Source organism: Georgenia sp. 311, assembly GCF_006151955.1.
Lineage (GTDB): Bacteria > Actinomycetota > Actinomycetes > Actinomycetales > Actinomycetaceae > Oceanitalea > Oceanitalea wutianyii.
In genome coordinates this window covers 90,604-110,187 of record NZ_VDFS01000023.1, presented here as the reverse complement: position 1 = coordinate 110,187, position 19,584 = coordinate 90,604, and the positions used below count along the sequence as shown (strand labels likewise).

The following is a 19,584-nucleotide window of genomic DNA, read 5'->3' as shown; positions in this document are numbered from 1 at the left end:
CGTCGATCGTGACTTCACATCCCGACGCCCCCGCCGACCGTCCGCTCGGCCCCGCGGGGCGGCGCGGCCCCCTCGCCGTCGGGGAGCGCGTCCAGCTCACCGACCCCAAGGGCCGCCTCCACACGATCACCCTCGACCCGGCCGCGACGTTCCAGACCCACCGCGGCTACCTGCGCCACGACGAGGTGATCGGCCGTCCGGAAGGGATCGTCGTCGCCACGACGGGCGGGGTGGAGTACCTCGTCCTGCGTCCGCTGCTCGCCGACCACGTCCTGTCGATGCCACGGGGTGCCGCCGTCGTCTACCCCAAGGACGCCGCCCAGATCGTCGCGATGGCCGACATCTTCCCGGGCGCGCGCGTCGTCGAGGCGGGCGTCGGGTCCGGCGCGCTGAGCATGTCGCTGCTCCAGGCCGTAGGCCCCACCGGCCGCCTGCTGTCGGTCGAGCGGCGCGCCGACTTCGCCGAGATCGCCCAGGCCAACGCCCGCGCCTGGTTCGGGACCGACCACCCGGCGTGGGAGGTCGTCGTCGGCGACCTCGCCGAGGTGCTGCCCACCGCGGTCGAGCCGGGCTCGGTCGACCGCGTCGTCCTCGACATGCTCGCGCCGTGGGAGAACCTCCAGGTCGCCGCCGACGCGCTGGCCCCGGGCGGTGTGCTCATCGCCTACGTCGCCACGACCACCCAGCTGTCCCGCTTCGTCGAGGACGCCAAGGACTCCGAGCTGTTCACCGAGCCGCGGGCGTGGGAGACGCTCCTGCGCGGCTGGCACCTCGAGGGCCTGGCGGTGCGGCCCGACCACCGGATGGTCGGGCACACCGGCTTCCTCGTGACGACCCGACGCATGGCACCGGGCGTCACCCCGCCGCTGCGCAAGCGGCGCCCGGCCAAGGGCGCCTACCCCGTCGAGGAGGAGTGGGCCGAGGACCTGGGGGAGCGGACCGTCTCGGACAAGAAGATCCGCCGGGTGCGCCGCGACCAGGACCGCGCCGAGCGCCTGCGCGAGGAAGGCACCGCGACGCGTCCCGAGGGGGACTCTCCCACCCAGTGACCGGGCGCGCGCCCGGCGCGCCGGGTGACCTACCGTGGGGGCAGTCGAGCAGGGAAGGGGCCGTGATGGCCGAGGCGGGGATGGACGGGTTCCGGACCGACCGGGTCAAGGAGCTCGAGCAGCAGGCGGCCAGTCTCGCGACGAAGAACGAGCGGCTCGCCACGGCGCTCCAGGGGGCGCGTGAGCGCCTGGAGACCATGCAGGAGCAGATCGACGCCCTGTCCCGCCCGCCCGCGAGCTTCGCCACCGTGCTCGCCGTCGACGTGCCCGCCCGCGAGGTCGAGGTGCTCTCCAGCGGCCGTCACCTCCGCGTGGCCGCCGCGCCGTCCCTGCCCCTCGGGGCGCTGCGCCCGGGCCAGCAGGTCCGGCTCAACGAGGCGCTCGTCGCCGTGCAGCCCGGCGGCTACGAGGAGACGGGGGAGCTCGTCGCCGTCAAGGAGGTCGTCGACGACGCGCGGGTGCTCGTCGTCGCCCGCTCCGACGACGAGCGCGTGCTGCGCCTCGCCGCCCCGCTGCGCGACACCGGCATCCGGGTGGGGGACACGCTGCTCGCCGACCTGCGCAGCGGGTTCGCCCTCGAGCACGTCGAGCGCTCGGAGGTGGAGGACCTGCTCCTGGAGGAGACGCCCGACGTCGACTACGGGGACATCGGCGGCCTCGGTCCGCAGATCGAGCAGATCCGCGACGCCGTCGAGCTGCCCTTCCGGCACCCCGAGCTCTACCGCGAGCACGGCCTCAAGCCGCCCAAGGGCGTCCTGCTCTACGGACCGCCCGGGTGCGGAAAGACGCTCATCGCCAAGGCGGTGGCGACGTCCCTCGCCGGCACCGGTGAGGACGGCCGGCGCAAGGGCAGCTACTTCCTCAACATCAAGGGCCCCGAGCTCCTCAACAAGTACGTCGGGGAGACCGAGCGCCAGATCCGGGTGATCTTCGCCCGCGCCCGGGAGAAGGCCGCGCTCGGTCTGCCGGTCGTCGTCTTCTTCGACGAGATGGACTCCCTGTTCCGCACCCGCGGCACCGGCGTGTCCAGCGACGTCGAGACGACCGTCGTGCCCCAGCTGCTCGCCGAGATCGACGGTGTGGAGAAGCTCGAGAACGTCGTCATCATCGGCGCCTCGAACCGCGAGGACATGATCGACCCGGCGATCCTGCGTCCCGGCCGGCTCGACGTGAAGATCAAGATCGAGCGGCCCGACGCCGCCGGCGCCCGGGAGATCCTCGCCAAGTACCTCACCGCCGACCTGCCGATCCACCCCGAGGAGCTCGCGCGCCACGACGGCGACCCGCGCGCCGTCGTCGCCGCCATGGCCGAGGCCGTGGTCGCGCGGCTGTACTCCACGACGCACGACAACCGGTTCCTCGAGGTCACCTACGCGAGCGGGGACAAGGAGGTCCTGTACTTCAAGGACTTCGCCTCCGGGGCGATGATGGCCAACATCGTCGACCGCGCGAAGAAGGCCGCGATCAAGGACCTCATCGCCACCGGCGAGCGCGGGCTGCGCACCTCCCACCTGCTCGCCGGCTACGCCGCCGAGATGCGGGAGAACGAGGACCTGCCCTCGACGACGAACCCCGACGACTGGGCGCGCGTCGCCGGCCGCAAGGGCGAGCGGATCGTCTTCATGCGCACGCTCGGCAGCGGCGGGGGGACCGGGGAGGGCGCCGAGCCCACCCGCGTCGTCGAGACCCGCGACTACCTGTGAGCGGGGTGCCGCGATGACCGTGCGCCGGATGATGGGCATCGAGACCGAGTACGGGGTGCTCGAGCCGGGCCACCCCATGGCCAACCCGATGGCGCTGTCGGCGGCGGTCGTCGTCGCCTACGCGCAGACTGTGGCCACCGCCCGCTGGGACTACGAGGGGGAGGACCCGCTGGCCGACGCCCGCGGCTTCCGCCTCGACCGCGCCGCGGCCCACCCCGACCAGCTCACCGACTCCCCGGCTGACCTCGCCGCCCGGCTCGGGCCCTACCACCGGCGCCGGCCGGGGCCCGAGGAGCGGCCCGGGCCGATGACCTCCCTCGTCCTCACCAACGGCGCCCGTCTCTACGTCGACCACGCCCACCCGGAGTACTCCAGCCCCGAGGTCACCGGCCCGCGGGCCGCGGTGCTGTGGGACCGGGCCGGTGAGGAGGTCATGCGCCGCGCCGCCGCGACGCTGGCCGCCGAGCCGGCGATGCCCGACGTCGCCCTCTACAAGAACAACGTCGACGGCAAGGGCCAGTCCTACGGCACCCACGAGAACTACCTCATGGACCGCGCGGTGCCCTTCGGTGACGTCGTCCGCTACCTCACCCCGTTCCTCGTCACCCGCCAGGTCTTCACCGGTTCGGGCCGGGTGGGGCTCGGGCCGCGCTCGGAGGTGCCCGGCTTCCAGCTCTCCCAGCGCGCGGACTACGTGGAGAACGACGTCGGCCTGGAGACGACCTTCAACCGGCCGATCATCAACACCCGCGACGAGCCGCACGCCGACGCCGAGCGCTACCGCCGCCTCCACGTCATCGTCGGGGACGCCAACCTCCTCGAGACCGCCACCTACCTCAAGCTCGCCACGACCTCCCTGGTGCTGTGGCTGCTCGAGCAGGACGCCGTGCCGCTCGCCCTGGACACCGTCGCCCTCGACGACGCCGTCGCCGAGACGCGCCTGGTCAGCCACGACACCACCCTCACCCACCGGCTCACGTTGGCCGACGGGCGGCAGATGACCGCGCTGGAGATCCAGCGGCTCTACCTCGAGACGATCCGTGAGGCGCTCGGCCCGGACGTGGACGAGGAGACCCGCGACGTGCTCGCGCGCTGGGACTCGGTGCTCACCCGGCTCCGGCAGGACCCGATGTCCTGCGCCGCGGACGTCGAGTGGGTGGCCAAGCTCCGCCTTCTCGAGGGGATGCGGCGGCGCGACGGCCTGGGGTGGGAGCACCCGCGCCTGGCGGCGCTCGACCTCCAGTGGTCCGACGTGCGGCCCGAGCGCAGCATCTACCAGCGCCTCGCCGCGTCCGGCGCCGTCGAGCGGCTCGTCACCCAGGAGGACGTGGACGCGGCGGTGCACACCCCGCCGCACGACACCCGGGCCTGGTTCCGCGGTGAGACCGTGCGACGGTACGGCGCGGGCGTGGCAGCCGCCGGCTGGGAGTCGGTGGTGCTCGACGTCCCGGGCACCGAGCACCTCGTCCGCCTCCCGATGGCCGAGCCCGCACGGGGCACGCGCGCGCACGTGGGGGAGGCGCTGGACGCCAGCCCCGACGTCGCCACGCTCCTGGAGGAGCTGCGCCGCCGCCACCGCTGAGCGCGGTGCCCGGCGCGGGCTCAGTCGCCGGCGCTGCCCCCGGCCGCGAGCCCGTCCAGCCAGGTGAGGATCCGGTCCGCCGTCTCCTGCGCGTCGAGGTCGTCGGTCTCGATCCGTAGGTGCGGGTGCCGGGCCAGCAGGAGGACTCCGGGCAGGTCGGTCCGGGTGCCGGTGTTCATGACGAGCCGCTCCATCTCCCGGACGTTCGCGTCGGACCACTCGAGGTCACGCTTCGACCTCTTCTCGGCGAGCCGCAGCTCCGTCCGGTTGCGTCGCAGGCGCGTGTCGAGGTCCGCCGCGAGCTCGACGAACGCCACGTCCGCGCCCCGCTCGACGTAGGGGCGGACGTACTCGCTGATCTCCTCGAGGTCGGACTGCAGGTCCAAGCCCCAGACGAACGTGAGCAGCAGGTCGATCCCGGCGCCGACGGCCTCCTCGACGACGCGCACCCGCGACTCACCGAGGAGGCGGGTGAACGGCGGCGTGCCGTAGTCGAACACGTCGAGCAGCGGCTCGATGATCGCGTGGTTGTGGAGCATGCGGAAGGTGCTCCGCTCGACGACCGCGCGGCCGACGGTCATCTTCCCCACGGCCGGGGGTCCGAAGATCACGAGGAGACGCATGCGGTGACTCTGCCAGGTTCTCGGGCGTCGGTCCGGCACCTTGCGCGGGCGGTCGTCCGCCCGCTCCGACGTCCCGCTGGGGAGCCGCGGCTGGACCCGTTCGCATGGCCGTCTTCCACCCCGACACCGCCGCGCTCGGCCTGGGTCGGCTCTGTACGCTGGCCCCTCCGACCTGCGCCGTGGGAGCTGCCGTGTCCGATTCCGCCCGCAAGCGCCTGGCGCTGAGCCGGCTGCGTCACGGTCGCCGGCTGCCGGCGCCGTCCTGGTTGCTGCCCCGGCCGGTCGGACCGCTCCTCGTGTGGGTGGCCAGGCTGACGATCGCCTCGGTCGTCGCCTACCTGCTGACGGTGTGGCTGGTCGATGGAGATGTCGACCTCACGGGTGCGCTCACCGCGCTCCTGGTGGTCCAGGCGTCGGCAGCGGCGAGCCTGCGGATGGGCGTGGTCCGCGTGGGGGCCGTCCTGACCGGCGTGCTGGTCGCGGTCACGCTGTCCTCGTGGGTGGGCCTGACCTGGTGGAGCCTGGGCGCGGCGGTCGCCCTGGCGCTGCTGCTGGCGGCGGTCCTGCGCCTGGGCGACCAGCGACTGGAGACGGCGATCAGCGCGATGCTCATCCTGGGGACCGGGGGACAGGACATCGCCGCGGAGACCCGCGTGCTCACCACCCTCATCGGTGCGGGCGTGGGGATGGCGTTCAACGTGCTCCTGCCACCACCCGTCCCCGTCCGGGCCGCGGTGACCGACGTGCGCAACGTCGCGGGCAGCCAGGCGGCGTCCCTGCGGGCCGCCGCCTCGTCGATGTCCCGGGGGCCGGTCACCAAGGGCGCGGTGGGTGCCTGGCTGGACGAGGCCCGCACCATCGCTCGGGACATGGAGCGCACGGAAGCGGCGATCAGCACGGTCGCGGACCTGCGGCGGCTCAACCCCCGCGCGATCGGTGCCCCTGAGGTGGAACCGGTCCTGCGGGCCGGCCTGGACTCCCTCGACCGCTCCTTGCTCGCGATCCGTGCCCTCTTCGCCACCATGTTCGCCGAGGCTCCCGAGCACGAGACGCCCGACGACGGCTACGGCGACGACGTCCGCCCCGCGTTCGCCGTCCTGCTCGGTCACGTCGCGGACTGCCTCGACGCCTTCGGCGCGCTCGTCGAGGCCGAGGCGGAGCGCTCGGAGGCAGAGGTCGAGCGGCACCTGGCCGAGACGCTGGACGTCGCGGGTGAGGCCCGGGCCGTCCTCACCGAGCTGCTCCTCGTCGACCCGCGGGAGGAGACCGGCCTCTGGCTGCTCCGTGGCTCGATCCTCTCCGCGGTCGACCACGTGCTCGACCCGATGAGGCTGGAGGACCGCGTGCGGATCCGGGCGCAGCACCAGTCGCGCAGGAGACGCCTGACGAACCCGGACGCCGTCCTCACCCGCGACGTGCTGGTCCCACAGTCGGCCGGCCGCCTCCGCTCGCTCGCCGGCGGCCCCGCCCACGTCACTCGCCGGGCCCGGCTCGCGCTGCGGCGAGCCGCGGACCGGCGCCCGGAGCGTCCGGAGCGTCCGGAGTAGCAGGTGCCACGCACCGGGCGACCGGCCCGCACACCGCCGCGGCGAACTAGGATCGACGGGTAGTCGAGAGGGAGGCGGTCACCATGGCCCGTCAGGAGCAGCAGCGCCGGAGCGAGCGGGAGCCGGAGGAGCCCACGCCGCCGCCGTTGCCCGTAGCCGCGAGCGCGCAGGCCCAGTCCGCCGAGCTCGACGACCTCCTCGGGGAGATCGACTCCGTGCTCGAGACCAACGCCGAGTCCTTCGTCAAGGGGTTCGTGCAGAAGGGCGGGCAGTGAGCCTCGCTCCCCGCATCGTCGGGCTGGAGACCGAGTACGGCATCACCGTCGTCGGTGCCCGGCAGCCCGAGACGGGGCCGCCGCTGGGCGCCGACGAGGCCGCGCGCTACCTCTTCCGCAAGGTGGTCGAGTGGGGCCGGTCCTCCAACGTCTTCCTCCGCAACGGGGGTCGGCTCTACCTCGACGTCGGCTCCCACCCGGAGTACGCGACCGCCGAGTGCGACGACGTGCGCGACGTCGTCGTCCAGGACAGGGCGGGGGAGGCGATCCTCGTCGACCTCGCCGAGGAGGCCACCGCGCGACTGGCCGAGGAGGGCATCGGCGGGCGGATCCACCTGCTGAAGAACAACGTCGACTCCGCCGGCAACGCCTTCGGCTGCCACGAGAACTACCTGCTGCGCCGCCGCCGTGACTTCCAGCGCACGGTCGAGCAGCTCGTCCCCTTCTTCATCACGCGCCAGATCCTCACCGGCGCCGGCGCCGTGCGCGAGACCCCCGGCGGGGCCACCTACTGCTTCTCCCAGCGCTCGGAGCACCTGTGGGACGCGATGAGCTCGGCCACCACCCGCTCGCGCCCCATCATCAACTCCCGCGACGAGCCGCACGGGGACCCCGACCTCTACCGCCGGCTCCACGTCATCTCCGGGGACTCCTCCGTCGCAGAGACGACGACGCTCCTCAAGACCGGCATGACCGCGCTGCTCCTCGACCTCGTCGAGGCCGGCGGCCGGCTCGACGACCTCCTCCTCGCCGACCCGATGCGCGCCATCCGCGACATCTCCCGCGACCTCACCGCGACCACCCCCGTCGAGCTCGTCAACGGGCGCCGGCGCAGCGCGCTGGAGCTGCAGGAGGAGTACCTCGAGCGGGTGCTGGCCCACACCGCCGGGATGACACTGCGCCCCGTCGAGCTCGAGGTGCTCGAGCTGTGGGAGCGCGGCCTGCGCGCCCTGCGCACCGGGGACCACTCCCTCATCGACACCGAGCTCGACTGGGCGATCAAGCAGCGCCTCATCGAGCGCTACCGCGCCGGCAGCGGCGCCGGGCTCGCCGACGTGCGCGTGAGCCGCCTGATCCTCGCCTACCACGACATCTCGCCGGTCGACGGGCTCGCCGAGAAGCTGCGCGAGCGCGGCCTCATGGCGCGAGTGGCCTCCCACGAGGAGATCGAGGCCGCCCGCACCACCCCGCCGCAGACCACCCGCGCCAAGCTCCGGGGCGACTTCGTCGCCGCCGCGCAGGAGCACCGCCGGGACCACACCGTGGACTGGGTCCACCTCAAGCTCAACGACGCCTCGCAGCACACCGTGCTGTGCAAGGACCCGTTCGCGAGCACCGACGCGCGGGTCGACGCGCTCATCGCCGCGATCGGAGCCTGACGTGTCCCGCCCCCGCCGTGCCCTCGCCACCGCGCTCCTCGCCGTGCTCGCCCTCGCCGGCTGCTCCTCGCCCGAGGAGACGCCCACCGAGGAGCCGTCGGCCATCTCCGTCTCCGGCGCCTTCGGCCGGACCCCCGTGGTGAGCTTCGAGGCACCCCTCGAGCTCACCGAGGAGGAGAGCGAGGTGCTCATCGAGGGGGAGGGGCGCGAGCTCGAGGCCGGCGGCCCGGCCCTCCTCGCGCTGTCCGCCTACGACGGCGAGACCGGCGAGGCGGTGCCCGACCGCGGCGCCGGTGAGGCCCGCACGCTCCTGCTCACCCCCGAGGAGGTCGGCGAGGACGTCTACCCGCTGCTCCTCGGCGCCCGGGAGGGCAGCCGGCTGCTCGTCACCCAGCCGGTGGCCGGGGAGGACGGCATCGAGCGGATGCTCGTGCTCGTCGTCGACGTCCTGCCGACCGTGGCCCAGGGCGAGGAGCTCGCCCAGCGCGAGGACCTGCCGACCGTCACCGAGAGCGACGACGGCGTCACCATCACGCTGCCCGACGGCGACCCGCCCTCGACCCTCGAGGTCGAGACGCTCATCCGCGGCACCGGGCGTCAGGTGGCCCCGGGCGAGGCGGTGACCATCCAGTACCAGGCGGTGACCTGGCCGGGTGGCGAGATCTACGACTCCACCTGGGCCGACGGGAAGGTCCCGCGCACCGTCCTCGTCGACGACACGTTCGCCGGCCTGCGTGACGGCCTCGTGGACCAGACGGTGGGCTCGCGCGTCCTCGTCGTCGTGCCCCCGGCGCTCGGCAACGGCAGCCAGACCCTCGTCTTCGTCGTCGACATCCTCGCCGCCACCCCCGTCGAGGAGGCGGCCACGCCGGAGGAGGGCCAGAGCCCCCAGCAGACGACGCCGGCCGGCTAGGTCAGCCGCCGTCCTCCTCGATGTAGACCAGCCCGTTGCCGTCCGGGTCGGCGAAGGAGAACATCGGCGTCATCCCGTCCATCCGGACGAGCTCCTCGTTGTCGAGCCGCACCCCGGCCGCGCGGATCGCGGCGTGCGCGGCCGCGGCGTCCGGGGTGCCCAGCCGGACCGCCACCGGGATCTCGCTGTCCGGCGGGAGCAGGACGAGCGCGACCGCCGAGCCCGGCGGGCGCACCTGGACGAGCCGGGCGCCCGGCCAGACCTCGACGTCGGCCTCGAGCTCACAGCCGAGCACCTCGGTGTAGAACCGGAGCGCGGCGTCCTGGTCGGCCACCGGCACGGACACGCTCAGCACCCTCGTCGTCAGGCTCATGCACCGGCAGACCCGGTCCGGTTCCCGAACTCATCGGCGCGGCGGGTCAGCCCATCGCCGCGGTGAAGGAGGCGACGGCGCCGGGGGAGCCCTGGACCTCGACCTCCGCCCGCTCGGCGCGTCCCATGAGGTACAGGGCGAGCTCGACCGGCCCGCCGACCAGCGTCACCGGGTCCTCGCCCCGCCGCACGACGGCGCGGCCACCGTCGGTGCTCGCGAGCCGTACACCGACCGGGGAACGGCGCGCCGCCAGCCGGCCCATGGTCGCGAGCTGGCGCCACAGGGCGTCACGCATCCCCGGCGGCAGCCGGCGGGGCGGGCGCGGGGAGTCCCCGGCGCGTCGCAGGTCCTCGTGGTGGACGACGAACTCGACGAGGTTGACGGCGTCGCCCATCCGCCGGGTGGGGCGCAGCCCGTCGGTGCCGAGGAGGTCGTCGACGAGGGCGGCGTAGCCACCCGGCGTGCGCGCCGCGCGCGCGACCTGGGACTGGCGCTTCTCGTGGCCCGGCTCGGGCCGGCCCGCCATGTCCAGGGCGATGACCCACGGCCGGGTCTCGCGCAGCACGAGGTGCGCGAGGAGGTCCTCGCTGCGCCACCCCGCGCACAGCGTCGGGGCGCCGGGGCCCACCTCCCGGAAGGTGGCGGCCAGGGCCCGGCGCTCCGGCTCGCTCCACTTGGCTCGTGACACGTGCGTGCTCCGTCCGATCGGTGCTGGGGACCTCACGCTAGGGGCAGCGGCGGCTCAGCGCACCGGCACGCCCGCTGCCCGCATGTCCGCCTTGACCTCGCCCACCGTGAGGGTGCCGAAGTGGAACACCGACGCCGCGAGCACCGCGTCGGCCCCGGCCTGGGCGGCCTGGGTGAAGTGGGCGGCCGTCCCGGCCCCGCCGGAGGCGATGAGCGGCACGGACACCCGCTCACGGACCGCGGTGAGCATCTCGAGGTCGAACCCGTCCTCGGTGCCGTCCGCGTCGATGGAGTTGAGGAGGATCTCCCCGGCGCCGCGCTCGGCGGCCTCGACCGCCCACGCGACGGCGTCGATCCCGGTGCCGCGGCGCCCGCCGTGAGTGGTGACCTCGTAGCCGGAGGGCGTCTCGGCGCCGTCGCGGCAGCGCCGCGCGTCCACCGACAGGACGATGACCTGGCGACCGAAGCGCTCGGCGACCTCGGTGAGCAGCTCGGGGCGCGCGACGGCGGCGGTGTTGACCCCCACCTTGTCCGCCCCGGCCCGCAGCAGCCGGTCGACGTCCTCGACCGCGCGCACGCCGCCCCCGACGGTGAGCGGCACGAAGATCTCCTCGGCGGTACGCGAGACGACGTCGAGCGTGGTCGCACGGCCCTCGGTGGAGGCCGAGACGTCGAGGAAGGTGATCTCGTCGGCGCCCTCGGCGTCGTAGCGCCGGGCCAGCTCGACCGGGTCGCCCGCGTCGCGCAGGTTCTCGAACCGCACGCCCTTGACGACGCGTCCCGCGTCGACGTCCAGGCACGGGATCACGCGCACGGCCACACTCATCGTTCCTCCAGACTCTCGGCTCCGCAGAGAATATCCGGCGCGCACGGGCCCCGGCGGGTACCGTTCGCGGCGTGACCCCGCTCGAGCGCGTCCTCGCACTCCTCGCCGAGGCCGCCGGGTCGGGCGAGCCCGTCGTGCTGGGGATCGACGGGCGGTCCGGGGCGGGCAAGACCCGGCTCGCCGGGCAGGTGGCCGCGGCCGTGCCCGGCGCGCAGGTCCTCGCCCTGGAGGACGCCTACCGCGGGTGGCGCGGGCTGCGGGAGGGCGTCGAGGCCGTGGCGACCGGCGTCCTGGCCCCGCTGCGGGCCGGGCGCGCCGGCAGCTACCGCCGCTACGACTGGGTGCGCGGCGAGCTCGACGGCACGGTGCGGGTGGAGCCGACCGCCGTCGTCGTCCTCGAGGGGTGCGGGGCCGGGTCCGCACCGTGTGCGCCCTACCTGGACGCCCTCGTGTGGCTCGAGGCGCCCGAGCCCGAGCGCCACCACCGAGCCATGGCACGCGACGACGGCACCTGGCTGGACCAGTGGTCGACGTGGGCGGCGCAGGAGGGCGCGCTGCTCGCCGAGCGTGACGCGCGCGCCGCCGCGGACGTCATCATCGACACGTCCACCGTCTAGCCTCCAGGTGCCGAGAAGTGTGACGGAGATTACAGTTCCACTCCTGTGATGAGGATTATCATTGAACCGCTCCCGTAGACGCGCGGGGCGCGCGGCCGACCGGGAGCTCAAACACTGATCCCGTCGACGCGCGGGGCGTGCGCCGACCGGAGACCGACCACTGGGGGGTCCGGAATGTGCACCGGCATCAGATTCACGGACGGCAACGACAACGTCTACCTCGCGCGCAACCTCGACTGGACCTTCGGGTACGGGGAGCGGGTGGTGATCACCCCCACCGGCTACGCGACACGCTCACCCTTCGCCGCGGTGCCCAGCATCCGGCACGCCGTCATCGGCATGGGCATCGTCGAGGAGGACACGCCGCTGTACTTCGACTGCGGCAACGACGTCGGTCTCGCGGTCGCCGGGCTCAACTTCCCCGGTTACGCCGAGTACGCCCAGGCGCCGGTCGAGGGGACGACGAACGTGGCCGCCTACGAGTTCCCGCTCTGGGTCGCCTCGCAGTTCGCCAGCGTCGACGAGGTCGGGGCCGCCCTCGCGAACGTCACCATCGTCGACCGGCCGATCAACGAGAAGTACCCCAGCTCCCTCCTGCACTGGATCATCGGTGACGCGACGCGCGCCATCGTCGTGGAGTACACCGCCGACGGTATGCACGTCTTCGACGACGACGTCGACGTCCTCGCCAACCAGCCGGGCTTCGGCTGGCACCACGAGAACCTGCGCAACTACCTCAACCTCTCCCCTGAGTTCCCCGAGGTGACGCCGGTGGGGCGGGCGCGGCTCAAGCCGTTCGGCTCCGGGGCGCACATGCGCGGCATCCCCGGCGACTACTACTCACCGTCGCGGTTCGTCCGCGCGGCGTACGTCAACTCCCACTACCCGCAGAAGGGGAGCGAGGAGGAGAACGTCAGCCGCGCCTTCCACACCCTGCAGCAGGTGGCGATGGTCGACGGCGCCGCGGCGATGGGTGACGGCGACTTCGAGCGGACGATCTACACCGGCCTGTTCTCCGGGCGCACGAACACGTACTACTGGAACACCTACGAGGACCCGGCGATCCACTCCGTCGCCCTCGGCGACCACGCCGCGGACGGCACCGAGCTCGTCGTCGTCTGACCTCGTCACAACACACTGCGGTCGCCTCGTGCGGCCGTGGTCGACCCACGCGCGAGAGCGCGCGCGGCCGGCGGTCATACCGCCCTGCTGCGCAGCGGCAGGGTGCCACCACCTGACGCATATTGGGGGTAGACACGATGGTCACAACGTCGCGGCGTGTCGAGCGCCACGAGAACGAGCCCGACTCGGTCGGGCTCAACCCACTGTTCGCACGGCCCGGTGAGGCGACGGAGCTACCGAAGTTCCGGCTCCCCGCCGGGGAGTCCCTCCCGGAGACCGCCTACCAGATCGTCCACGACGAGGCCATGCTCGACGGCAACGCCAGGCTCAACCTCGCGACGTTCGTCGGCACCTGGATGGACGAGCACGCCCAGCGCCTCTACCTCGAGGCCGCCGACAAGAACATGATCGACAAGGACGAGTACCCGCAGACCGCGGCCGTCGAGACCCGGTGCTGGACGATGCTCGCCGACCTCTGGCACGCGCCGGACCCCGAGCACACCATCGGGACCTCGACGATCGGCTCCTCCGAGGCCTGCATGCTCGGCGGGCTCGCCCTCAAGCGTCGCTGGCAGCACGCGCGCCGGGCCGCCGGCAAGTCCACCGAGCGTCCCAACCTCGTGATGTCCAGCGCCGTTCAGGTCTGCTGGGAGAAGTTCTGCAACTACTTCGACGTCGAGCCGCGGTACGTCCCCATCTCCTGGGACCACAAGGTCCTCGACGGCTACGAGCTCGAGAAGTACGTCGACGAGAACACCATCGGCGTCGTCGCGATCCTCGGCGTCACCTACACCGGGATGTACGAGCCCGTCGAGAAGATCGCCCAGGCGCTCGACCGCATCCAGGAGACCACCGGCCTCGACGTGCCGATCCACGTCGACGGCGCGTCCGGGGCGATGATCGCGCCGTTCCTCCAGCCCGACCTGCGCTGGGACTTCGCGGTCGACCGGGTCGCGTCGATCAGCACCTCCGGGCACAAGTACGGCCTCGTCTACCCGGGCGTGGGCTGGGTGGTGTGGCGCTCGGCCGACGCCCTGCCCGACGACCTCGTGTTCAAGGTCAGCTACCTCGGCGGGGAGATGCCGACGTTCGCGCTGAACTTCTCCCGGCCCGGGGCCCAGGTGCTCCTGCAGTACTACATGTTCCTCCGGCTCGGGATCGAGGGCTACACCCGGGTCCAGGGGGCCTCCCGGGACGTGGCGCTGTACCTGTCCGGGGAGATCGCGAAGATGCCGGCGTTCGAGCTGTGGAACGACGGGTCGGACATCCCCGTCTTCGCCTGGCGGCTCAAGCCTGACCACACCAAGAACTGGAACCTCTACCACCTCTCGGACCGGCTGCGCATGAAGGGCTGGCTCGTGCCCGCCTACCCGATGCCGGCCGACCTCCCCGACGTCACCGTCCAGCGGGTCGTGGTCCGCAACGGCCTCAGTCACGACCTCGCCTCGGCGTTCCTCGCGGACCTGCGTGAGGAGGTCGCCTACCTCGACGCCCTGACCGGCCCGATGCCGGCCGAGGCCCACCACCCCGGGTTCCACCACTGAGAGCGAACGACCATGAACAAGTCACGGTCTTCCGGTCACCGGGCAGCACAGCCCGTCGTTCGCGCCGACGGCACGCCGGCGCCGTCACCGGAGCACGTTCCCGCCCACCCGTTCGGCACTCCCGACAACCGCAAGCCGCCGGGGCACGCCGGTCCGGCGATCGGCGCGCCGGCCACCGGGGCCACGGTGTTCATGTCCGTGACCCAGCTGGCGATGCTCACCGTCGTCGTCGTGGCCTCGCTGCGCTCCCTGCCGGCCATCGCGACGTACGGCCTCGGCTCGGTCACGCTGTTCATCATCCCCGCCATCGTCTTCCTCGTGCCGACCGCCCTCGTCGCGGCGGAGCTGGCCACGGGGTGGAAGGGCGGGGTCTACACGTGGGTGCGTGAGGCCTTCGGCCAGCGGATGGGGTTCGTCGCGATCTGGCTCCAGTGGGTCCAGAACGTCGTCTGGTACCCCACCCAGCTCGCGTTCATCGCCGCCAGCCTGTCGTTCGTCATCGGCGACCAGGGAATCGCCAGCAACGGGCTGTACACGGCTGCGGTGATCCTCGTCCTGTACTGGGGCTCGACCCTCATCACCCTCGCCGGCGGGAACCTGTTCGCCAAGGTCGGCTCGTGGAGCGGCATCCTCGGCACCCTGTTCCCCGCCGCGCTGCTCATCGTGTTCGGCGCGATCTGGCTCGCGACCGGCGAACGGTCCGAGACCACGCTCGAGGCCTCGGCGGTCATCCCGCCGTGGACCGGGCTCGCCTCGATCGTGCTCATCGTGTCCAACGTCCTCGCCTTCGCGGGGATGGAGGTCAACGCCGTCCACGCGAACGACCTCAAGGACCCCGGGCGCGGGTTCCCGAAGTCGATCGCCATCGCGACCGGGCTCATCCTCGCCGTCTTCATCCTGCCGACGATCGCGATCTCGGTCGCCGTCCCGAAGAGCGAGCTCGGTGTGACGAACGGGATCAACCTCGCGTTCGAGGCCTACTTCGACAAGTGGGACCTGCCGTGGGGCACCCCGGTGATCTCGCTGCTCATCGCACTCGGCGCCTTCGCCTCCGTCGTCACCTGGATCGCGGGCCCGTCGCGCGGCGTCCTCGCGGCCGCACGAACCGGCCTGCTCCCGCCCGTTCTGCAGCGCCGGAACAAGGCAGGCGTCCAGGTCGGCATCCTCATGGCCCAGGGCGGCGTCGTCACCGTTCTCGCGCTGCTCTTCGTCATCATCCCGAACGGGAACACCGCGTTCGTGGCGCTCGTCGACATGGCCGCGGCGCTCTACCTCATCATGTACATCCTCATGTTCGCCGCGGCGTTGCGCCTGCGCCGCAGCCACCCGGAGGTGGTGCGCACCTACCGCACCCCGGCGATGAAGCTCGTCGCCGGCGTCGGGCTCGTCGCGTGCGTGGCCGCGTTCGTGCTCGCGTTCATCCGCCCCGAGGGGTTCAGTGGACTGAGCAACATCACCTACCCGCTGGTCGTCTTCGCCGTGGTCATCGTGCTCGGCATCCCGCCGCTCATCTTCTACGCCGTGCGCAAGCCCAGCTGGGACCAGCGGACGCCCGAGGAGCGACAGACGGCGGACAACGTCCTGGTCAACCCGCTCCCGAGTACGCCGTCGGGCGCGCCGCCGGCGACTCCGGGCTCGCCGGGCGCGTCTCAGCCGCCCGCGAGCTGAGACGGGCGGGCCACGCCCGCCAGCACCCCGCCGCGTGCGGGTCGGCCCCGTCCACCGGGCCGGCCCGCGCGCGGCGGCGTGCCGTGCGAGGATGGTCGGCGGTCGGGCCACCGGGCCCGACGGCGACCAGAGGAGCAGACCGCCGTGCCGGAGACGACCACCCGGGCACGGCGCTTCGAGCCGGGCCCCGGACCGCGGCCCTACCGGCTGCCCGGCGGGACGCTGCGGCGCTCCCTCACCCTCATGGGACGCGGCATGCGCGACTCGCCGCGCACCTCGACGCTCGCGATCATCAGCTCGGTCCTGTACGGGCTCGGCACCGTCGGCTCCGGGCTCCTCCTCGGCCAGGTGACCGACCGCGTCGTCGTCCCCGCCCTCAGCGGCCGGGACGTCCCCACCTCCCACGTCTGGCTCGCCGGGGGCGCCCTGCTGGTCGTCGGGCTGCTCACCGCGGCGGCCGTCGCCGGCCGGCGCGTGTGGGCCGGGGCCGCCGTCTTCGAGATCCAGGCGGCGCACCGGCTGCGGGTCACCCGCCAGTACCTGCGCCTGCCGATGGCCTGGCACCGCCGCCACCCGGCGGGACGCCTGCTGTCCAACGCGAACGCCGACGCCGAGGCCGCCTCCGGGGTGTTCATGCCGCTGCCGTTCGCGATCGGCGTCGCCGTCATGCTCCTCGTCGCCGGCGCCGCGATGCTCCTCGCGGACCCGCTCATGGGCGCGATCGGGGTGAGCGTGCTGCCGGTCGTCGTCGTCGTCAACACCGTCTTCCGGCGCCGGATGTCGCCGCGCGTGGCCACCTCCCAGCGGCTGCGGGCCGAGGTCTCCGACGTCGCCCACGAGTCCTTCGAGGCGTCCCTGCTCGTGAAGTCGCTCGGCTCGGAGGCCGTCGAGGAGCGCCGGTTCGCCGAGGTCACCGAGCGGTTGCAGGACGCGAACATCGAGATGGGCAAGGTCCGCTCGGTCTTCGACCCGATCATCGAGCTCCTGCCCTCGGTCGCCACCCTCGCCGTCGTCGCCGTCGGTGCCTCGCAGATCTCCCGGGGCGCCGCCGAGACGGGCGACCTCGTCACGGTCGCCTACCTCCTCACCCTCATGACCTTCCCCGTCCGGGCGATCGGCTTCGTCCTCGCCGAGCTTCCCCGCTCGACCGTCGGGCACGACCGCCTCGCCTACGTCGTCGACGCCCAGGGCTCGATGCCCGAGGGGGAGGCGACCCTCCCCGGCCGCGGCGGCCTGCGCCTGGACGTCGAGCACGTCACCCTCGAGGTCCCCGCCCGCCTCGTCCCGGGCGAGCTCGGTGAGCAGGCGGTGAGCGCCACGGGCGACACGGTGGCCCTGCTGCGCGACGTCACGCTGCACGTGCCGGCCGGGCGCACCGTCGCCGTCGTCGGCCCGACCGGCTCCGGCAAGTCGACGCTCACCTCCGTGGTCGCCCGGCTCGTCGACCCCACCCGCGGACGCGTGCTGCTCGACGGCGTCGACGTCCGCGAGCTCAGCCACGCCGAGCGCACCCACCAGGTCGCCCTCGTCAGCCAGTCGACCTTCGTCTTCGACGACACGATCCGCGGCAACGTCGTGCTCGACGACGCAGATGCCGTGTCCGACGAGGACGTGTGGGCCGCGCTGCGCACCGCCCGCGCCGAGGACTTCGTCCGCGCGCTGCCCCTCGGCCTCGACACCCTCGTCGGGGAGCGCGGAGCCACCCTGTCCGGCGGGCAGCGCCAGCGCATCGCCATCGCCCGCGCCCTCGTCCGCCGACCCCGGCTCCTCGTGCTCGACGACGCGACGAGCGCCGTCGACCCCGTCGTCGAGCAGGAGATCCTCGCCGGGCTCGGCGGGTCGGGCGCCAGCGTCCTGCTCGTCGCCTACCGGACGGCGACGATCGCCCTCGCCGACGAGGTGGTCCACCTCGAAAGGGGACGGGTGGTCGACGTCGGCACCCACGCCGAGCTCATGGCGCGCGACCCCGGCTACGCCGAGCTCGCCTCGAGCTACGCCCGCCGCAGCGCCGAGCAGGAGGAGTCCCGATGAGCTCGACGATCTCCGCGTCCTCCGACCTCGGCGTCCTCGCCACCGTCCGCCGCGGTCTGCAGCTGTCCCCGGCGATGGTCCAGGGCATCGGCTGGACCCTCGCCCTCGCCGTCGTCGCCACCGCCGGGCGGGTCGTCGTCCCCATCGTCATCCAGCAGGTCACCGACAACGCGATCATGGCCGACGGCGGCCCGGACGTGCCGCTGGTCGTGCGCACCGTGCTCCTCGCCCTCGCCGGTGTCCTCCTCGCCGGGGTGGCGACGTCGGCGGTGAACATCCGCCTGTTCCGCGCCAGCGAGCGCGGCCTGGCCCAGCTGCGCGTGCGGACCTTCCGCCACGTCCACGACCTGTCCGTGCTCACCCAGAACGCCGAGCGGCGTGGCTCGCTCGTCTCCCGCGTCACGAGCGACGTCGACACCGTCTCGCGCTTCGTCCAGTTCGGCGGCCTGCAGCTCGTCCTCAACGTCGGCCAGCTGCTCGTCGCGACCGTGGCCATGGTCGTGTACTCGCCGGTGCTCGCGCTCGTCGTGTGGCTGTGCTTCGCCCCGATGTTCGTCCTGGCACCGCGCGCCCAGAAGGTCATCTCCCGCGCCTACGGGGCCGTGCGCGTCAAGGTCGGCGTCATGCTCGGCGCGATCTCCGAGTCCATCGTCGGCGCCGAGACGATCCGCGCCTACGGGGCCTCGGGACGCACCCAGCGCCGCATCGACGACGCCGTCCAGGACCACCGCGCCGACGCCATCAAGGCCCAGACGTTCACCGCCGTCGCCTTCTCCACGGGCATGGCCTTCTCCGGGCTGGCGCTGGCGGCCACCGTCGTCGTCGGCACCCTCCTCGCCCTCGACGGCCACCTGTCCCTCGGCCGCCTGCTCGCCTTCCTCTTCCTCGTCCAGATGTTCACCGGCCCGGTGCAGAACGCGACCGAGATGCTCAACGAGCTGCAGAACGCCGTCGCCGGCTGGCGCCGCGTCATCGCCGTGCTCGACACCCCGCTCGAGGTCACCGACCCCGCCCAGGGCCGCGCCGCCGCGCCGCGCGCCGCCGGCCACCGCGCCGCCGCGGTCGAGTACGACGGCGTCCGCTTCGCCTACCCGGGCGGGCCCGAGGTGCTCCACGGCATCGACCTGCACATCCCGGCGGGCACGTCGGTGGCGATGGTGGGGGAGACCGGCTCGGGCAAGACGACGCTCGGCAAGCTGCTCGCCCGGCTCATGGACCCGACCGCCGGACGCGTCCTGCTCGACGGCACCGACCTGCGCGAGCTCCCGCTCGCCACCCTGCGCAGCCGCGTCGTCCTCGTCCCGCAGGAGGGCTTCCTCTTCGACGGCACGATCGCCGAGAACATCGCCTACGGCCGGTTGACGCACGACCGCGCAGAGGTGGAGGCCGCGGTCGCCGAGCTCGGCCTCACCGACTGGCTCGCCACCCTGCCCGACGGCCCGGACACCCACGTCGGGCAGCGCGGGGAGTCGCTCTCGGCGGGGGAGCGCCAGCTCGTCGCCATCGCCCGCGCCTACCTCGCCGACGCCGACCTGCTCGTCCTCGACGAGGCGACCTCCGCCGTCGACCCGGCCACCGAGGGACGCATCAGCGCCGCGCTGGCCCGCCTCCAGGCCGGGCGGACCTCGGTGGCGATCGCCCACCG

17 protein-coding genes are annotated in these 19,584 nt (G+C 73.3%); 13 read left to right on the top strand and 4 right to left on the bottom strand.

Annotation, left to right across the window (positions count from 1 at the left end):
- The first annotated feature begins 8 nt into the window (after nt 1–8).
- From FHE66_RS04550 to dop, 3 genes are all read left to right on the top strand, one after another.
- Nucleotides 9–1,049, top strand: a complete 1,041-nt coding sequence (locus tag FHE66_RS04550; protein ID WP_139071793.1) for a tRNA (adenine-N1)-methyltransferase — start codon at nt 9–11, stop codon at nt 1,047–1,049.
- Nucleotides 1,050–1,114: 65 nt separating this feature from the next.
- A complete protein-coding gene (gene arc / locus FHE66_RS04545; RefSeq protein WP_139071792.1) occupies nt 1,115–2,752 on the top strand; it encodes a proteasome ATPase in 1,638 nt (545 codons plus the stop codon).
- A gap of 13 nt (nt 2,753–2,765) precedes the next feature.
- Nucleotides 2,766–4,334, top strand: a complete 1,569-nt coding sequence (gene dop, locus FHE66_RS04540) for a depupylase/deamidase Dop (RefSeq protein ID WP_139071791.1) — start codon at nt 2,766–2,768, stop codon at nt 4,332–4,334.
- A 20-nt stretch (nt 4,335–4,354) separates the two neighbouring features.
- Here the strand turns inward: dop and FHE66_RS04535 are convergent, their stop codons facing one another.
- Nucleotides 4,355–4,957, bottom strand: a complete 603-nt coding sequence (locus FHE66_RS04535) for a hypothetical protein (protein ID WP_139071790.1) — start codon at nt 4,955–4,957, stop codon at nt 4,355–4,357.
- Between the two features lie 191 nt (nt 4,958–5,148).
- Here FHE66_RS04535 and FHE66_RS04530 point away from each other — a divergent pair, with 191 nt between their 5' ends.
- The 4 genes from FHE66_RS04530 to FHE66_RS04515 all read left to right on the top strand — a co-directional run bounded on the left by FHE66_RS04530 (nt 5,149) and on the right by FHE66_RS04515 (nt 9,071).
- Nucleotides 5,149–6,504: an aromatic acid exporter family protein gene (locus FHE66_RS04530; RefSeq protein WP_168202674.1), complete on the top strand. Its 1,356-nt coding sequence runs from the start codon at nt 5,149–5,151 to the stop codon at nt 6,502–6,504.
- Nucleotides 6,505–6,587: 83 nt separating this feature from the next.
- On the top strand, nt 6,588–6,779 hold the full coding sequence (locus FHE66_RS04525; RefSeq protein WP_139071788.1) for a ubiquitin-like protein Pup: 192 nt from the start codon (nt 6,588–6,590) through the stop codon (nt 6,777–6,779).
- Nucleotides 6,776–8,158 carry a Pup--protein ligase gene (gene pafA / locus FHE66_RS04520; RefSeq protein ID WP_139071787.1) on the top strand — a complete coding sequence of 461 codons (1,383 nt, stop codon included), beginning with the start codon at nt 6,776–6,778 and terminating at the stop codon, nt 8,156–8,158. Before FHE66_RS04525 ends, pafA begins: the two co-directional genes overlap by 4 nt.
- Before the next feature lies 1 nt (nt 8,159).
- Nucleotides 8,160–9,071 (top strand): FKBP-type peptidyl-prolyl cis-trans isomerase, encoded by a 912-nt coding sequence (locus FHE66_RS04515; RefSeq protein ID WP_139071786.1) that lies wholly within the window; start codon nt 8,160–8,162, stop codon nt 9,069–9,071.
- 1 nt (nt 9,072) lies between these two features.
- On the opposite strand, the gene FHE66_RS04510 is transcribed toward FHE66_RS04515, so the two are convergent.
- The 3 genes from FHE66_RS04510 to hisF form a co-directional block, all read right to left on the bottom strand.
- Nucleotides 9,073–9,417, bottom strand: a complete 345-nt coding sequence (locus FHE66_RS04510) for a VOC family protein (RefSeq protein WP_255303604.1) — start codon at nt 9,415–9,417, stop codon at nt 9,073–9,075.
- A gap of 73 nt (nt 9,418–9,490) precedes the next feature.
- Nucleotides 9,491–10,132 (bottom strand): TIGR03085 family metal-binding protein, encoded by a 642-nt coding sequence (locus tag FHE66_RS04505; protein WP_168202675.1) that lies wholly within the window; start codon nt 10,130–10,132, stop codon nt 9,491–9,493.
- Between the two features lie 54 nt (nt 10,133–10,186).
- The gene (gene hisF / locus FHE66_RS04500) at nt 10,187–10,957 is read right to left on the bottom strand and encodes an imidazole glycerol phosphate synthase subunit HisF (RefSeq protein WP_139071783.1); all 771 of its coding nucleotides are present in this window, start codon (nt 10,955–10,957) and stop codon (nt 10,187–10,189) included.
- A gap of 71 nt (nt 10,958–11,028) precedes the next feature.
- On the opposite strand from hisF, the gene FHE66_RS04495 reads away from it, so the two are divergent.
- The 6 genes from FHE66_RS04495 to FHE66_RS04470 form a co-directional block, all read left to right on the top strand.
- The gene (locus tag FHE66_RS04495) at nt 11,029–11,574 is read left to right on the top strand and encodes a 4-amino-4-deoxy-L-arabinose transferase (RefSeq protein WP_139071782.1); all 546 of its coding nucleotides are present in this window, start codon (nt 11,029–11,031) and stop codon (nt 11,572–11,574) included.
- Between the two features lie 174 nt (nt 11,575–11,748).
- Nucleotides 11,749–12,696 carry a choloylglycine hydrolase gene (gene bsh, locus FHE66_RS04490; protein WP_139071781.1) on the top strand — a complete coding sequence of 316 codons (948 nt, stop codon included), beginning with the start codon at nt 11,749–11,751 and terminating at the stop codon, nt 12,694–12,696.
- A 137-nt stretch (nt 12,697–12,833) separates the two neighbouring features.
- Entirely contained in the window at nt 12,834–14,240 is a 1,407-nt protein-coding gene (locus FHE66_RS04485) for a glutamate decarboxylase (protein WP_139071780.1), read from the top strand.
- Between the two features lie 12 nt (nt 14,241–14,252).
- The gene (locus FHE66_RS04480) at nt 14,253–15,908 is read left to right on the top strand and encodes an APC family permease (protein ID WP_139071779.1); all 1,656 of its coding nucleotides are present in this window, start codon (nt 14,253–14,255) and stop codon (nt 15,906–15,908) included.
- 144 nt (nt 15,909–16,052) lie between these two features.
- On the top strand, nt 16,053–17,939 hold the full coding sequence (locus FHE66_RS04475; RefSeq protein WP_369692752.1) for an ABC transporter ATP-binding protein: 1,887 nt from the start codon (nt 16,053–16,055) through the stop codon (nt 17,937–17,939).
- Nucleotides 17,936–19,584 (top strand): ABC transporter ATP-binding protein (locus tag FHE66_RS04470; RefSeq protein WP_139071823.1); only part of this gene is annotated, 1,649 nt, incomplete at its 3' end. The genes FHE66_RS04475 and FHE66_RS04470, both read left to right, overlap by 4 nt.

Bases quoted from the DNA above. Each gene is read 5' to 3' on its own strand.
- FHE66_RS04485 (WP_139071780.1), top strand. From the start codon at position 12,834: ATGGTCACAACGTCGCGGCGTGTCGAGCGCCACGAGAACGAGCCCGAC.
- arc (WP_139071792.1), top strand. From the start codon at position 1,115: ATGGCCGAGGCGGGGATGGACGGGTTCCGGACCGACCGGGTCAAGGAG.
- bsh (WP_139071781.1), top strand. From the start codon at position 11,749: ATGTGCACCGGCATCAGATTCACGGACGGCAACGACAACGTCTACCTC.
- FHE66_RS04525 (WP_139071788.1), top strand. From the start codon at position 6,588: ATGGCCCGTCAGGAGCAGCAGCGCCGGAGCGAGCGGGAGCCGGAGGAG.
- hisF (WP_139071783.1), bottom strand. From the start codon at position 10,957: ATGAGTGTGGCCGTGCGCGTGATCCCGTGCCTGGACGTCGACGCGGGA.
- FHE66_RS04535 (WP_139071790.1), bottom strand. From the start codon at position 4,957: ATGCGTCTCCTCGTGATCTTCGGACCCCCGGCCGTGGGGAAGATGACC.
- FHE66_RS04480 (WP_139071779.1), top strand. From the start codon at position 14,253: ATGAACAAGTCACGGTCTTCCGGTCACCGGGCAGCACAGCCCGTCGTT.
- dop (WP_139071791.1), top strand. From the start codon at position 2,766: ATGACCGTGCGCCGGATGATGGGCATCGAGACCGAGTACGGGGTGCTC.